General features: G+C 71.6%; 11 protein-coding genes. 4 read left to right on the top strand and 7 right to left on the bottom strand.

Annotated features, from left to right (window positions below; translation table 11 throughout):
- Positions 1-142 precede the first annotated feature (142 nt).
- Complete coding sequence (locus M2271_RS03255; RefSeq protein ID WP_280885533.1) at positions 143-367, top strand: CbtB-domain containing protein; 225 nt, start codon at positions 143-145, stop codon at positions 365-367.
- 14 nt (positions 368-381) lie between these two features.
- Positions 382-1,128, top strand: coding sequence for a CbtA family protein (locus M2271_RS03250; protein WP_280885532.1), 747 nt, complete (start codon positions 382-384; stop codon positions 1,126-1,128).
- Positions 1,129-1,230: 102 nt separating this feature from the next.
- Here M2271_RS03250 and M2271_RS03245 read toward each other — a convergent pair whose 3' ends face one another.
- Both M2271_RS03245 and M2271_RS03240 read right to left on the bottom strand, forming a co-directional pair.
- Positions 1,231-2,700, bottom strand: a complete 1,470-nt coding sequence (locus tag M2271_RS03245) for an L-fucose/L-arabinose isomerase family protein (protein ID WP_280885531.1) — start codon at positions 2,698-2,700, stop codon at positions 1,231-1,233.
- Between the two features lie 32 nt (positions 2,701-2,732).
- Complete coding sequence (locus M2271_RS03240; protein ID WP_280885530.1) at positions 2,733-4,097, bottom strand: MFS transporter; 1,365 nt, start codon at positions 4,095-4,097, stop codon at positions 2,733-2,735.
- 251 nt (positions 4,098-4,348) lie between these two features.
- Between M2271_RS03240 and M2271_RS03235 the strand changes: the two genes are divergently transcribed.
- Positions 4,349-8,329 carry a glycosyl hydrolase gene (locus M2271_RS03235; RefSeq protein ID WP_280885529.1) on the top strand — a complete coding sequence of 1,327 codons (3,981 nt, stop codon included), beginning with the start codon at positions 4,349-4,351 and terminating at the stop codon, positions 8,327-8,329.
- On the opposite strand, the gene M2271_RS03230 is transcribed toward M2271_RS03235, so the two are convergent.
- Complete coding sequence (locus M2271_RS03230) at positions 8,312-9,334, bottom strand: LacI family DNA-binding transcriptional regulator (RefSeq protein WP_280885528.1); 1,023 nt, start codon at positions 9,332-9,334, stop codon at positions 8,312-8,314. The two genes, M2271_RS03235 and M2271_RS03230, sit on opposite strands and share 18 nt — an antisense overlap.
- Positions 9,335-9,479: 145 nt before the next feature.
- On the opposite strand from M2271_RS03230, the gene M2271_RS03225 reads away from it, so the two are divergent.
- Positions 9,480-10,661, top strand: a complete 1,182-nt coding sequence (locus M2271_RS03225) for an acyl-CoA dehydrogenase family protein (protein ID WP_280885527.1) — start codon at positions 9,480-9,482, stop codon at positions 10,659-10,661.
- Between the two features lie 74 nt (positions 10,662-10,735).
- On the opposite strand, the gene M2271_RS03220 is transcribed toward M2271_RS03225, so the two are convergent.
- The 4 genes from M2271_RS03220 to M2271_RS03205 are packed head-to-tail and all read right to left on the bottom strand — an operon-like array spanning position 10,736 to position 15,795.
- Positions 10,736-11,284 (bottom strand): PaaI family thioesterase, encoded by a 549-nt coding sequence (locus tag M2271_RS03220; RefSeq protein ID WP_280885526.1) that lies wholly within the window; start codon positions 11,282-11,284, stop codon positions 10,736-10,738.
- Positions 11,285-11,300: 16 nt separating this feature from the next.
- Complete coding sequence (locus tag M2271_RS03215; RefSeq protein ID WP_280885525.1) at positions 11,301-12,275, bottom strand: LLM class flavin-dependent oxidoreductase; 975 nt, start codon at positions 12,273-12,275, stop codon at positions 11,301-11,303.
- Complete coding sequence (locus M2271_RS03210; protein WP_280885524.1) at positions 12,272-14,689, bottom strand: GNAT family N-acetyltransferase; 2,418 nt, start codon at positions 14,687-14,689, stop codon at positions 12,272-12,274. Before M2271_RS03210 ends, M2271_RS03215 begins: the two co-directional genes overlap by 4 nt.
- Positions 14,690-14,715: 26 nt before the next feature.
- Positions 14,716-15,795 carry an amidohydrolase family protein gene (locus M2271_RS03205; RefSeq protein ID WP_280885523.1) on the bottom strand — a complete coding sequence of 360 codons (1,080 nt, stop codon included), beginning with the start codon at positions 15,793-15,795 and terminating at the stop codon, positions 14,716-14,718.
- Positions 15,796-15,810: the final 15 nt, after the last annotated feature.

Below are 15,810 nucleotides of genomic sequence, written 5' to 3'. Positions count from 1 at the left end.
CACGGAAGTCCGGTGCAAGCCCGGCACGGTCGCGCCACTGTGTGCCACCCCGCCGACCAGGCGAGGGTGGCGAGTCAGACCCAACGCCGTCGTCGCGTGCTCCACACGATGCGGGACGCGATGTTCCCGAGGAGGTCTCGCCATGGCGCAGTCCACCGCCGCCCCCACCCCCACCCCCACCACCCAGACCCTCACGCCGCTGCCGCTGCGGTCGATAGCCCCCTGGGCCGTCTTCTTCGGCGTCCTGATGCTGGTCCTGCTGTACTTCGTCGGCGCCGAACAGGGCGCCACCGCGCTGGTCTCCGGTGAGGGCGTGCACGAGTGGGTGCATGACGCCCGCCACCTTCTCGGCTTCCCCTGCCACTGACGGAGTCCTCCCTCATGAACTCCGTCACCGTGCGCACCCTGCTGGTGCGTGGCATGCTCGCCGGCCTGGCCGCCGGCGTGCTCGCCTTCCTCTTCGCCTACCTGGTCGGGGAAGGCCCCGTCGACGCGGCCATCGCGTTCGAGGAGGCCAACTCCCATGAACACGGCGGCGAGGAACTCGTCAGCCGCTCCCTGCAGTCGACGGCCGGGCTCGCCACGGGCGTGCTCGTCTTCGGTGTCGCCATCGGCGGCATCGCGGCACTCGCGTTCTGCTTCGCGCTCGGGCGGATCGGCCGGTTCGGTGCGCGGGCGACGGCCGGACTGACCGCGCTCGCAGGGTTCTTCCTGGCCTACCTGGTCCCGATCCTGAAGTACCCCGCGAGCCCGCCCGCCGTCGGCAGTCCGGACACCCTCGGCAAGCGGTCCATCCTGTTCGTCCTGATGATCGCTCTGAGCGTACTGCTGGGCACAGCGGCCATCCTGCTGGGCCGCAGGCTCGCCGTGGCCTGGGGCAACTGGAATGCCTCCACCGCCGCCGGTGTCGCCTTCGTCGCGGCCATCGCGGTCGCGATGGCCGTACTGCCGCACGGGGGCAACACGCCCAAGGGCTTCCCGGCGACCGACCTGTGGGAGTTCCGTCTCGCCTCGATCGGTATCCAGGCCGTCCTCTGGGCGGCGTTCGGGCTGCTCTTCGGCTACCTGGCCGAACGGGTCCTGGAACCGCAGACCGTGCGGGGCCGGGTCTCCACGAGGGCTGCCTGAACCGAAAGCCACATCCAGCGGGGTCTGCCGGGGGCGCGCCCGGCAGACCCCGCGCCCGACAAACCCGCCCCCCTCGGTCATGCGCGGACGGCGGGCGCGCGATCACACATCCCGGTGGTCGATGCCCAGCAGACTCGCGGCGGCCCGGAAGTCGGCGGTGTGGTGGCCGACCGCGAGGGACCAGTGATGGCCGACGCCCGTGGCGCTCCACGCGTCGACCCACTCGCCGGGATCACGGCCGAAGTCGACGCGGCTGGTGGTGTTGCCGATCTCCAGCAGCGGGCCGGGCACGACGGTGCCCTCGGAGGTGAGGAACGACAGGCTGCCGTCGGCGTCCTGGCCGAGGCCGAGGAGGGTGACGGGGCCGTGCTGGACGTCGAACTCCACGCTGACGCCCCAGCCGCGTTTGCCATGGTAGACACCCAGACCCCGCAGCAGCGGATCACGGGCGCTCACGGCGAGGTGGGCGGGCCCGTCGTGCCCCATCTCCACGACGCCGTCCTCGAAGTCGAGGGCCTGGATCTCGGTGAAGGAACCCCCGGCCCCGATGCTCTGCGAGGCCAGCTGGGCGACGCTGGTGCGCAGTTCGTACTCACCGGCCGCGGGCACGCCCCGGGCCGTGAGCAGGGAGGCGCCGAGGATCATGCCGGCGCCGAGCCGCTCGTGCAGCTCGCCGTCCAGACCGCGGTGGTAGTACGCGAGGGTGTCGAGGCCGAAGTCCTCGACGAGCCGGTCGAGTGCGACCGACACGGTCGCTCCCCACGCGAAGTCCTCGTTCACCACGCTGTCGTCGAGGGTGAAGACCTGGCGGGCGAGCGCCATGCGGTCCCATGTCTCCGCCTCGGTCACCTTCTCCACCCGGTGCCGCAGGTCGTCGAACTCCAGTACCTCGACATGCGAGCCGAACGTCGCCGGAAGCAGCGTCAGGTCGGTCGACACGTCGAGCATGCCGGGATACAGATGCCCCATCAGCCCGTGCCGGGCGTGTCGGAGCGCGGCGCGGACGTGCGCTGCCCGGACCCACTGCTCGATGCGCCGCCACGCGGACTCCTGGCGCAGCCACCCCGACACCGACCGGAAGGGGATGCCGGCGCGGCGGAAGACGTTGCCGACCTCGGGTACGGGGCACTGTCCGCAGTACGCCAGCCAGGCACCAGTGTCGAAGGAGGCGTGGTCCATCCGCTCGGACGGCTGGAGGTCGATGACCAGGACGGGCGTGTGCGAGCGCTGGGCGATCGGCAGGACCATCGACGAGGTCAGATACGTCGTCAGGAACAGCACGATCAGATCGCAGTCCGCCCGGCGCAGCTCCTCGGCGGCGACCGCGCCTTCCCCGGCGTCGGAGATGAAACCGACGTCGGTGACCTCCGCGTCCATCTGCTTCAGCCGCTCGGTGACGTAGCCGGCCGACTCCCGCAACTGCGGGAGCAGTCCGGGGAACTGCGGCCAGTACGTGCCGAGGCCGCCCGCGACCAGTCCGATCCGAGGCCGACGGCGGGGCGCCGGGGGGAGCAGCTCGCGCAGCGTGGCGGCGCGGTCCGCGGTCACGGTGGTGGGTTCGGTCGTTGCCATGGTCGGTGATCCTTCCGAGGTCCGGTTCGGATTCACGCCCTGGCCACTCCCGCATTCGCCGGGGCGTCGGCGGCATCGGGGGAACGCGCGATGAGGACACGGACGACGTACACGCCCGCGACCCCCGATGCCGCCATGCAGAGGGTGATCGACCAGAGCAGAAGGGACACGCTGTACTCCATCAGGGCGGGCGTGACGAACGCGACGCCCGCGAAGACCCCCCGCGACAGGGCGTAGGTGAGGCCCTGCGTGGTGCCGCGGGTGTCCGCGGGCAGTAAGAGCTGCGACCACACCTTGTAACTGGCCTCCCCTGCGAAGGGGTTGGAGATCTGGTAGAGCACGAAGAAGACGAGCATGCCGACGAGGGCGCCGGCCGTGAGGGAGGCGATGCAGAAGGCGACGACCTGCACGACCGTGAACGCGTAGAACAGCCGGTCGCGCCAGGGGGTGTCGGCGATCCGGACGAAGACGAAGGTCAGCACCAGCGCGATCGGGAGGAAGGCCAGGTTGATCCCGGTGGCCAGCCGCTGCGAGGCACCGCTGACCGTGACCAGCAGATAGGTGCCGAACTGGCCGAAGGTGTTGGCGCCGATCCCCCAGGTGACGTAGTAGACGAAGGTCGCGGCCATCGGCAGCAACGCGGCACGGTTCCACACGTTCTTGAGCGCGGGGCCGCGTGACGCGGCCGACGCGACCTCCTCCTCCTCCTCCTCCTCCTCCACCACCACCACCGCCGTCGCCTCCACCGTTTTCACCGCCGCGACCGACTCCACCGCCTGGTCCGACGGCTCGTCGTCCAGCTTCAGACGGGCGCGGAGCTGCCAGGTGACCAGCGCGGCGACGGCCAGATGGCCGGTGATGATGCGCGCCCCGGTCATGCCGGTGTCCGACAGGACGTAGCCCAGGAAGATGACGACGACGATGCCCAGAACCCACATGACCTGCGTGAAGGACACCAGACGCGCCCGGCCGTGGGCGGGCGCCGCGTCCGAGACCACGGCCAGGGACGTCGGCAGATCGGCACCGGCCGCCAGCCCCGCCAGGAGCACGCCGACCAGGAGCACCAGGTCGTTCGGCGCCAGCGTGATGACGACCGCGCCCAGCGCGAAGCAGAGGATGTCCAGGTTGTAGACACGGCGGCGCCCGAACATGTCGGCCAGCCGTCCGCCGACGAGGGAGCCGACGGCGATACAGCCGGTGACGATCGCGCTGATCGCGCCCGCCATCCACACGCCCATGTCGTAACTGTCCCGGTAGATGGCCAGGTTGACGGAGATGCTGACGATGAGGGCGGCGTCGAGGTAGGAGGCCATTCCCGACAGGGCGGCGACTCTCCACAAGTGTGCGGGGATGGGCGGCTGGTCCGGGTGATCCGGGGCGGTCGAGGTGCGGGCCATGATGCGACTCCGTCGTCTGGGGATGGGCCGAGCGGAGGGGAACGTCGCGGCTCTGGGGCCGGGTCGCAGTGAATATAGAGTTCGAAAAACGTTCCAACAAGCCCTCTTGCACAGACGCGCCGGAAGAAGTTCCAGAGTCTTCTCGGGCCCTGGATTCGGTGCGAACATTCCAGGTGGCCTGCCTTCGAGAGTCGTATAAAACGTTTTCAGAACCCTGAGGTGTCCGAGCCGAACGCGGAAGGACCGCATCCGTGATCTCCCCTGGACTGCAGCAGCTGTTCGACGACCCGCCCCGCGACTTCGGCCCCACTCCGCTGTGGTGGTGGTCCGGTGCGAAGGTCACCCGTGAGCGCCTCGCCTGGCAGATGCGCAGGTTCGCCGAGGGCGGCATCCACAACCTCGTGGTGATCAATCTGGCGCCGGCCGGTCCGACGTTCGGCGCCCGGACCGACAATCCGGTGTGGTTCGGTGAGGAGTGGTGGGACCGTTTCACCGACGCCTGCCAGATCGCCGGGGACCTCGGCATGCGGCTGTGGTTCTACGACCAGATCGGGTTCTCCGGTGCCAACATCCAGGGCGGCGTCACCCGTCGGCACCCGGAGGCGACGGGCCGGGCGCTGCGGTGCCGTAGGGCTACCGTCTCCGGGGGCACGGTCGCGCTACGGGGCCCCGAAACCCCGGTCGCCACGTACGAGGTGACGGGCCGACGCCTGTCCATGACCCCCGATTCCCGTCCCGGCACGGCCCGGATCGCGGCAGCCGACGGGACGGAGGTGCTCCTCGTCGTCGCCGTCCCCACGGCGTTCGACTACCTGGACCCCAGCGCCGTCCGCCTGCTGCTGGACACCGTCCATCACGCATACGACCGCCGCGTCCCGCAGTACCTGGGCAACGTCATCGCCGGGAGTTTCCAGGACGAGCTGCCCGGCACCAACTCCTGGAGCCACCGCTTCCCCGACGAGTTCCGCGCCCGGCGCGGCTACGACCTGCTCGACCACCTGCCCGCCCTGTTCGGCCCGGCAAGCACCCGGGCGGCGAAGATCCGCGGCGACTACTACGCGGTCCGCGCCGAACTCACCGAAGAGGCCCTGTTCAGGCCGCTCGCCGCCTGGCACGACGAGCGCGGCATGCTCATCGGATCGGACCAGAGCCACCCCGCCCGCGCGGGCTTCCCGGCCCAGTCCACGCAGATCTACACCGACTACTTCCGCACCCACCGCTGGTACGGTGCCGCCGGCAGCGACCATCACGGCGACTCCAAGGTCCACTCCTCCATGGCCCACCTCTACGGCCACGAGCGGGTCTGGATCGAGGCGTTCCACTCCTCCGGCTGGGGCGGCACCCTGGAGGACACCTACGACTGGCTCCTGCCGTTCCTGCGCAGCGGCGCCAACCTGTACAACCCGCACGCCAGTTACTTCGGCACCGCGGGCGGCTGGTTCGAGTGGGCGCCGCCGTCCACCGACTGGCGCCAGCCCTACTGGCACCAGTACCCGGCGTTCTCCCGGGCCGTCGCCCGGATCTGCTCGATCATGTCCTGGGGCACCTACAGCGCCGACGTCGCGGTCCTGCACCCCACCGCCACCATGCAGTCCCTCATCCCCCTGGACGCGCCCGTCCAGCACTTCGGCGACGGCCGCCTCGGCGACGGCCACACCGACGTCGACGAGACACAGCGGCACTACCTGGAGCTGTGCGGCACGAACAACTGGCTCGAGCCCGCCGTCGGCGCCCTCGACCGCCACCGGGTCTCCTTCGACGTCATCGACGACGCCTCCGTGCAGCGGGCCAAGGCCGCCGAGGGCGCCCTGCGCGTCACGGACCTCGCGTACGCCGTGGTTCTGCTGCCGTCGGCGAGCGTCCTGGAGGAGGAGACAGCACGTCGGCTGACCGAACTCCTCGACGCCGGCGGCCGGGTGGTGGTCGTCGGCCGTCCGCCCGCGACGGCGGCCGGGGTGGCCGGTGACGACTCCGTCGTCGCGGCGCTGGTCGACCATCCGCGACTGGAACGGGCGAGCGACGCGGAAGCCGCGGCGGCGGCGGTGGCCGACGCCGCCGGACACGCGACGGGCGAGGTGCCGCTGCTCGTCAGGAGGTACGGCGACCAGGCGGTCGCCCTGGTCACGGGAACCTTCCCCGATGCCCGCACGCATCCGCCGAGGGGCAACCACGAGATCGACCCGGCGCGTTACGCCCGGACATCCTCGGTCACCGTGCGCGCCCCGGTTGCCGAGGCCGAGATCTGGAACCCGGCGACCGGGGCCCGCCGCTGCGCGCGCGTCACCCTCTCCGAGAGCCTGTCGACCATCGAGGTGCCGCTGGACGGCGCCCCCGCCGCCCTTGTCGTATGGCGCGAAGGCACCCCACCGGACCGGACGACCCCACCGGACCGGACGACCCCGCCACCGCGACGGCCCGCCTCGGCCCGGACGCTGGACCTGTCGACCGGTTGGCAGGGCCGTCTGCTCCCCACCATGGACAACACCTGGGGCGACCTGGCTCTGCCCGCGGGAGTGTCCGTGGCGGAACCCCAGATCTGGACCATGCGGTGGACCGAGACCGACGCCCCTGAGGCGCGGGCGCGCGTGACCTACGGCAACCGGGTGCGCGTCCTTGCTCCGGTGCCCTCCGCCCAGGCCCCCGACCCGTTGGACCGCGCCGGTGCCGAACGGGTCCTGGCCGGCGAGCTGCCTCTGGCTCCCCAGGACTGGGAGGTCGCGCTGTACTCGTCGAGCCGTGGGATCCCGGAACCGGACGGTCTGCTCGGCAACAAGGGGTTGGTGCCCGAGGAGTTCGTGCGCGTCCCGGTGCCCGCGGCCGGAGCCGTCGCCCGGGTCCGGGCGATCGTGGAGACCGACCACCGGGGACCCGCCGATCTGCATCTCGGTGCGGCGGCGGCCAAGCGGGTGTGGTGGAACGGCGAGAGGCTGGAGACGGGCGTCGGCTACCTGGCGTCCGCCCGGGTGGACGTGGCACGGCCCCGCAACGTGCTGGAGTACGAACTGACCGACGCCCAGGACCGGCCGTCGCTCATCTCAGGGGCCTCCGGCACACCGTTGGGCAGCTACTTCTGCCTCTCCCGCCCGGACGGGTTCGCGAGTCGGCCGCAGTTCATGTGCCTGCCCGACGAGGTACGACCGGATGGCACCGTCACCTACCGCGGCCGGCTGCGCTCCCCGCGCGACGGCACGGAAGCCGTGCTCGTCGTGGGTGCCGCGGCGGGCGTCAGCGTGCTGCTCGACGGCGCGGCCGTGGCGCGGCAGGAGAAGGTGGAGTACTACGAGTCCGACTGGGGCGCGGTGCCGATGTTCTTCCGCCACCAGCTGACGCTCGGGGCGGGCGAGCACGTACTCGAGGTCGTGGCCGACAGCGTCCACGCACGGGACGCGGTGTTCGTCGACCTCGTGGCGGGCACCGAGCCGACCGCGTTGGTCAGCGGCCCCGGCTGGCAGGCCGAAACCGGCGGGTGGCACGGACGGACCGTCGAACACGAGGGCCGGTGGGGCGAGTTGCAGCACTGTCACGCCGCGCCGCGCCCTCACCCGCTGCCGGACGCCGGGTGGCTCACCGGTGTGCCGGCGCCCGGCGCCGCCGTACTGCCGCTGCGGTCCACGGACGACGTCCGCGAGGCCGCACAGCGCTTCCGCTTCACCGTGCCCCCGGGCACCGTGTCGCTGCACCTTCCGCTGATGCTTCCCGCCCGGGTGCGGGTCGGTAGTGGTACGGAACGTCCCTTCGCCGGGGCGGAGTTGACGCTGGATCAACCGCTGTGGGAAGCCACGGACGTGGAGATCGTCACCGTTCCCACGGCCGTGCTGCGAGGCGGCTCCGCCTGGCGCGGACCGGTGCGCGTGCGCACCGTACCGGCGCCGCTGCCGCTGGGGGACTGGCGGGAGTCGGGGCTGGGCGGTTGGAGCGGGGGCGTGACCTACGCCCGTGATCTGGAGGTGCCTGCCGGATGGGATCCGGTGCTGGATCTCGGGCGGGTCCGCGGCAGTGTCGAGGTCCTGCTCGACGGGGAACCTGTCGGTGAGGTGTTCTGTCCTCCGTACCGTTTCCCGCTCCCGGGTGCCGCCGGGCGTACCGTCCGGCTCGACGTGACCGTCCGCAACACGCTGGCCCCGTATCTGGCTGAAGCCACGCCCACCGCCTGGGCTTTCCCGTACCAGTGCTCCTCAGGTCTGCTGGGGCCGGTGACGCTCCGGGACGGGGGCTCAGGTGCCGGAGGATGATGCCCGCGTGGAGTCGCGTACGACGAGATCCGGAGCGAACACCCGTGTCTCGTGGGTGTGTTCCGCGCGGGCCTCCACCTCGTCGAGCAGCATCTCCACGGCTGCCCTGCCGAGTTCCTCCACAGGCTGCCGGACCGTGGTCAGGGCGGTCTCCACGAAGCTCGCGAGGTCGAGATCGCCGTATCCGACCACCTGCACCTCCTCGGGAATCCGCACGCCTCGTTCGCCCAGTCCACGGCACAGCCCCGCGGCGAGGAAGTCGTTGGTGCAGAAGACCCCGTCGGGCAGGTCGTCGAGCCGGTGTGCGGTCTCCACGCCGCAGGCCACCGTCATCTCCTTGGCGACGGCCTGGCCCAGCCGCGCCTCTCGTCGGCTGCGCACGGCCTGGCGGGCGCCCTGGTACCGGTCGGCGCACTGCCGGATCCCGCGTTCCCCGTTCAGGACGAGGATGTCGCGTGCTCCGCGGTCCAGGAGATGCTGCACGGCGGTACGGCCGCCGGCGATGTCGTCGACGGAGACGGAGCAGCCGTCCTGGGCGGAGATCGCCCGGTCCGCGAGCACCAAGGGGATGCCGCGCTCGCGCAGCCGCGTCAGCCGGGTGGGATCGGCGCTCAGCGGAACCACCACCGCCCCGACGGCCCGCTGCTCGACGAGCATGGTGAAGTAGCCCTGCTCCCGTTCCGGGGCGTCCCCGCTGTCGCAGAGCACGAGGGCGTAACCGTGCTCGTACGCCGCGTCCGCGGCACCCCGCGCGATGCGCGAGTAGAAGGAGTTGGCCACGTCGGGCAGGACCAGGCCGATCGAGGACGAGTGTCCGGTCCGCAGACCGGCGGCTCCCGGATGGGGTACGTAGTCGAGCGCGGCCACCGCGTCACGGACCCGCTGGGCGGTGCGGGCGTTGACGCGCTCGGGCCGGTTCAGGACGTTCGACACCGTGGACACCGAGACCCCCGCGGCGGCGGCGACGTCCTGGATACGGGCGGGGCGAACCGGCATGTCGTCCATCCCCTCGCTGTGACGGCCGGGCGGCCGGGCACGAAGCGGTCCTCGATGAGCGGCGCAAGTCTACCGCGACCACGGTTAAAACGTTTTCCGAAACCATTCCCGGTCCAGGTCGCCCTCTATCCGCTAACATAGAATAATTAGATAGATGAATAGACCAGTCTGGCGAGGAGTGGCCGTGGACTTCGGGCTGACCGACGAGCAGGACCTGTTGCGCGCGACGGCACGGCAGTTCGTCGCCGACGTGTGCCCGGCCGAGAAGGCCAAGCAGTGGGACGAGCAGGGTGTCGTACCGCCCGAGCTGTTTCGCGGAATGGCCGAGCTGGGGTGGTTCTCCCTCCCGTTCGGCGAGGAGGAGGGCGGCGACGGCGGCGGGCCGCTGGAGCTCATCCTGATCGCCGAGGAGTTGGGGCGGGCCAGCTTCGACGTCGCCATGTGCTACATCGGGGTGCTCATCCCCGGGATCACGGTGTTCCGGTGGGGCAGCGAGGCGCAGCGCGACTTCATCCGTGAGCAGGTCATGACGGGCCGGCACCGGCTCGCCGTCGGCCTCAGCGAGCCGGACAGCGGGTCCGACGCCGCGGCACTGCGCACCACCGCCGAGGACCACGGGGACCACTTCCTGGTCCGTGGCCAGAAGGCCTGGTGCACGGGCGGCGGTCTGCCCGACACGACCATCGCCACCTACGTGCGCACAGGGCCCCGCGAGCCCAAGCACGGCGGCATCAGCCTGCTGCTGGTCGATCCGTCGACGGAGGGCGTCGAGGTGCGCCGGACACCGACGCTGGCCCGGCACATCCTGGGCACCAACGAGGTCTTCTTCAATGACGCCCTGGTGCCCAAGGAGAACCTCGTCGGCCCGCGTGACGAGGGCTGGAAGGTGATGCTCTCCAACATCGAACTGGAGAAGGTGATCATCACCGGCGGGTATCTGGGCGCGGCGCAGGCCACGCTGGACGAGATGCTGGAGTACGCCCGCACTCGGCACGCCTTCGGCCGTCCGATCGGCACCTTCCAGGCCCTCGCCCACGCCATGGCCGATCTGCAGACCGAGATCGACTCCGCCCGGCTGCTCGCCCACCGCGCCGCCTGGCTGCTCGCCCAGGGCAAGCCCTGCACGCGCGAGGGCTCGATGGCGAAGCTGAAGGGGTCGGAGACCTATGTGGCCGCCGCCCGGCTCGGGATGCAGGTCTGCGCCGGGCACGGCTTCTCCACCGAGAGCGTGATGAGCTTCCGCTACCGGGAGTCGATCGTGGCCACGATCTCCGGGGGCACCAGCCAGATCCAGCGCAACGGCATAGCCCGCAGCATGGGGCTCAGGTCCTACTGAGGCCCTGCCGGGTTCAGGTGCTGCTGGGCCGCTGTCGGGTTCAGGTGCTGCTGAGGCCCTGCCGGGTTCAGGTGCTACTGAGCCCCTCCCGGACTGAGGTGCTGCTGAGGCCCGTCGCCCGTGTCCTGTTCGGCCAGCCACTCCTTGTGCCGGGCGAAGTGGCCCTGGTCCCGGAGCACCCAGATCCCGGATGCCCGGGCCAGCACGGCCCGGGTCGGCAGCAGTACCATCTCGCCCGCGATGTACCAGCGCCTGCCCTCCCGCTTCTCCACCCAGGCGCGGACCTCCAACGGCCGCTGCACCGGCACCGGCTTCACGAAGCTCACGCTCAGTTCCGCCGTGACGCTCAACACCCGGTGCAACAGTGGCAGATGGCCGAGACAGTCGTCCAGGACGGCCGCCGTCCAGCCGCCGTGCGCGACATCGGGACCGCCCTCCTGGTCCCGCGGGCAGGACAGCTCGAACCGCGCCGTCCCGTCCTCGTCGAGCCGCTCGTGCTCCACCCCCAGCCGGCAGGAGCCGGCGGCGCGACACGCCCCGCACAGGGCCACCCCGCCAGGGGTCCGGGGCGGCTCCTGGAAGTCCGCCCCGGCCCAGGGACCCGTCGGTGACGTCGTGGACATGCTGTGACTCCTCGTGTCAGACGTCGGCAAGCAGCGGACGCAGCTTCCCGGCGATGAGCTGTACCTGGCGGGCCACCGCCTCCTCAGGCATCCCGGCCAGCGAAGCCCACAGGAACACCCCTTCCACCGGCAACCCTGCCACGTACGCCCTGATGGCGTCGGCGGTGTCCTGCGGGGTGCCGTAGAGGAACTGGCCGACGCCGGACGCGCTCAGCCCCGTCTCCCGCCACTTCTCGGGATCGATGGGGCGGGGGGCGGGCCGGTCGGTGCCCTCGACCATGTAGCGGCGGTAGCTGTCCCACTGGTACGACAGATGCCCGCGGACCATCGGCCAGTCGGCCTCCGGGTCCTCGGTGACGAACGTGGTGAACGAGCCCTGCATCCGGCCCGCCGACACGTCGTGCCCGCTCTCCGCGAGCCCTTCCCGGTACGGCGTCAGCAGCGCCGGGTTGAGCGACAGCAGCCCCGTGCCGAGCCGGCCGGCCCGGCGGGCGCCCTGCGGGCCCTGGTAGCCGAGCCAGATCGGCAGCGGATCCTGGACCGGACCGGGGGTGACCAGGGCTTCGTCCCACAGGCCGCGGATATCCCGGACCCGCTGGTCGGTCGTGGTGTAGCGCTTGGCGAGGTCGGCCCCGTACAGCCGGTACTCGGGCACCCGGTAACCGGTGCCGAGACCGAGGTCCAGCCGGCCGGCGCTGATGATGTCCACGATCGCGGCCTGTTCGGCGATCTCGGGGGCCGCGTGCAGGGGTGCGGGGATGACGGCGGTGCCGAGGCGTATCCGGCGGGTGCGGGCGGCCGCCGCGGCGGCCATGGTGAGCGGCTGGGGGAGATAGCCGTCCTCGAAGCCGTGGTGCTCGGAGAACCACACCGAGTCGAGGCCGAGGCGGTCCGCCTCCTCGCACATCTCCAGGGCGAACCCGTAGACCCGGGACCAAGACCGCTGCCAGGGCGGGGGGTTGCGCATGTCGAAGTAGATGCCGACTCTCATGAGCGGCCTCCCTTTGTGTTGTCGGCCAGTCGGATCGTCGCGTGGGCGACGGCCACCCCGTTCCCGGGCGGCAGCAGTCGTACCGGGCGCAGTTCCAGCGCCTCGATCTCGGGCAGGTCCTCGACCATCGCCGAGATCCGCAGGACGGTCTCCTCCAGCGCCGCCAGATCCACGCCCCGGCCGCCCACCCGGCCGTCCAGCAGCGGGGCCGCCCGCAGTGAGCGGACCATCTCCCGGGCGTCGCGGTCGCTGAGCGGGGTGACGCGGTGCACGACGTCCGCCATGAGGTCGGCGTAGTCCCCGGTCAGCCCGAAGGCGACCACCGGGCCGAAGACCGGGTCGGCGCGGACGGAGAGGAACGCGTCAGGGCCCCGGCCCGGTTCGGTGTCCCGTACGGCGATTCCGTACGCGTCCAGCAGTTCGGCGGCGACCGCGGCGAGGACCGGACCGGGGGCGTGGCCGGCGATCAGCGCTCGGGCGCGCTCGGCGTCGACCCCCGCGAGGTCCGGCACGACGCCCGCCGGGGTGCTGCGCCACGCCTGGTAGGCCGCCGCCTGCCCGAGCGAGACGGCCGCCGCTTCGGGGAACGTGTATGTCGGCACCACCAGGTCGCCCCGGTGCAGGAGGTCGGCGACGCCCGCGCCGCCCAGGAAGCTGGCCACCACCGGTTTGTCGGGCCGGCCCGCTGCCGCGTCGAGGATCGCCGACGCGACCTCGTCGGGCTTGTCCGCCAGCGGCGGCATGAACAGGACGACGACCGCGTCGATGTCGTCGTCGGCCAGGACGGTGTCCAGGGCGCGCCGGTAGTGCGCGGCGGTGGCCATGGGGGTCAGGTCGACCGGGTTGGCGACCTCCGCACGCGGCGCCAGAGCCGCACGCAGCGTCTGTCGCGTTCGCTCACCGAGCGCGGGGACGCACAGACCGCTGGCCGCGCACGCCCCCACCGTCAGTGCGGCCGGACCGCCCGCGTTGGTGATGACGGCGATCCGGTTGCCGGGCGGGGGAGGCTGGTGGGCGAGGAGCAGGGCGACGTCGAAGAGTTCCTGGAGACTGCGGGTGCGGATCACGCCGGACTGGGCGAACAGCGAGCTCACCGCCGAGTCCGTGTGGCCCGGGTGGACCGCGACGATCGGTTTGCGCGGGGCGATCCGGCGGGCGACGCGGGCGAACCGGCGCGGATCGCCGAAGGTCTCGACGTGCAGGAGGATCACCGAGGTCCCGGGGTCCTCCTCCCACCACTGGAGCAGTTCGTCGGTGGACACGTCCACGGCGTGCCCCACCGACACGAATCCGGAGAAGCCGAGCCGCAGCCGCCGGGCGAAGTCGAGCACCGCGAGCCCCAGCGGCCCGGACTGGCTGGACATCGCCACCCGGCCCGGCGTCGGCAGGGCGGGCGAGAAGGTCGCGGCCAGCCGCGCCGCGTGGGTCGTGTTGACCACGCCCATGCAGTTCGGGCCGACCAGCCGCATACCGGAGGCACGGGCGAACCGGGCCAGCTCCAGCTCGGTGGCCCGCCCCTCGGCTCCGGTCTCCCCGAAGCCGGTGGAGACGACGACCACCGCCTTGACGCCGGCGTCCGCGCACTCCCGTACGACCTCGGGCACCGCCGCGGCCCGTACGGCCACCAGGGCCAGGTCGGGCGGCTCGGGCAGGTCCCGGAGGTTCGCGTACGCCCGCACCCCGGCGATCCGCTCGGCCCGCGGGTTGACAGGGAACACACTGCCGCCGAAGCCGCCCCGCAGCAGGTTGGCCACGATCTCGTGGCCGATCGTCAGCGGATCGCGGTTGGCGCCGATCACGGCGACCGAGCGCGGTTCGAGCAACGGCCTGAGTGAGCGCCGCACCGCCGTGTGCTCGCGGCGCTCGGCCCGGGCCACTGCCTGGGCCTGCGGGTCGATGGCGATCTCGAAGTGGATGATCTGGCCGGGCGGCCCGCTCTCGATCCGGTAGCCGGATCCGAGGAACACGTTGATCATCCGGGTGTTGTCGGCGAGGACATCGGCCTCCAGCACCCGGATGCCCCGCGCGCGGGCGGCGGCGGCGATGTCCTCCAGGAGCAGCCGGCCGAATCCCTCGCTCTGGTGGTCGTCCCGGATGGTGAAGGTGACCTCGGCGTGCTCCGGCTCCTCGGGGTCGCGGACATAGCGCACCAGACCGGCTATCTCGTCCCCGGCCAGGGCGACGAGTGCCAGCTCGTTCAGGTAGTCCACGTGCGCGCCGCGCCTGATCACGTCGTCACGGGCGCGCACCACCGGGCCGAGCGAGCGGTAGGCCAGGGTGGCCCGGGACAGGCCGCCGACGAACGCGACCAGACGGTCGGCGTCCTCGGGCCGGACGGGCCGGACGAAGGTCGACCGTCCGGTCCTGACGAGCCCGGGCCGTTCCAGGTCCTCGGGATACGGGGGAGTGGTCACCGGAGCGGTTCCGCCGTCGGCGCCGCTCAGACGGCCGCCTCCCGGGGAGTCTGCTCGGGCAGGCCGAAGAGCTCGTTGAAGGTGCCGCGCGTGACGCGGTCGCGGATGTCGTCGGACACGCCGTCGAACAGCTCCCGCAGCGTGGACTGGGTGTGACCGTAGGTCCCTTCCAGGTGGGGGTAGTCGTCGCCCCACATCACGTTGCGGTAGCCGGTCGACTCGACGATCTCCACCGAGCTCTTGTCGTGCTGGAAGGAGGCGTACACCTGCTGCCGGATGATCTCGCTGGGCAGCCGGCTCAGCTTCGGCCGGACGAACATCCCGTGCTGACGGTAGGCCTCGTCCATCCGGTCGCCGATGGCGGGCACCCAGCCCGCGCCGCCCTCCGCGATGAGGATCCTGAGGTCCGGGTGCCGGTCCAGCGCACCGCCCGCGACCATGTGGGACACCACCCGCATGCCCGGGTAGGTCGTCTCCATGTAGTTGACGACCGCGCCGCCGGGTCCGCGGAACACGACGTTCTGACCGCCCGTGCCGATGTGGAAACCGAGCACCAGACCGGCCCGCTCGACCGCCGTCCACAGCGGCTCCCAGCGGTCGAGCGCGTACTCCTCGCCCTCCCGGGTGGAACACGGCAGGAAGATCGCCTTGAAGCCCAGCTCCGCCACCCGCTCCACCTCGGCGACGGCGTCGTCGATGTCGGCCGTCGAGACGCAGGCGGTGGTGATGACCCGCTTGTTCTTACGGAGGATCTCCTCGTGGGCCCAGTCGTTCCAGGCCCGGACGGTCTCCCGGGCGAGTTCCCGGTCGGTGATCGACACCAGCCAGAACCCCATGGAGGGGAAGGCCAGCTGGGACCACACGCCCTCCTGGTCGAGGTCCTTGAGGCGGACCTTCAGGTCCCAGGCGCCCGGCGGACGCATGGCGTCCATGAAGTCGCCGAGCTGGCGGTCGATGCGTTCGCCGTCGATGTAGAGCATCTCGTACTTCTCGCCGCGTTCGCTGCGGGGCGCCCTGGCGCCGAGCCGTGCGGGCAGCCTCTCGGTCCACACGTCGGCGGGTTCCATCACATGGGAGTCCCCGGAGTTGACCCAGATCTTCGTCATGACACCCCTTCGAGT

It is taken from the genome of Streptomyces sp. LBL (genome assembly GCF_029893585.1).
GTDB lineage: Bacteria > Actinomycetota > Actinomycetes > Streptomycetales > Streptomycetaceae > Streptomyces.
This window is presented reverse-complemented; position numbering and strand designations above follow the sequence as displayed.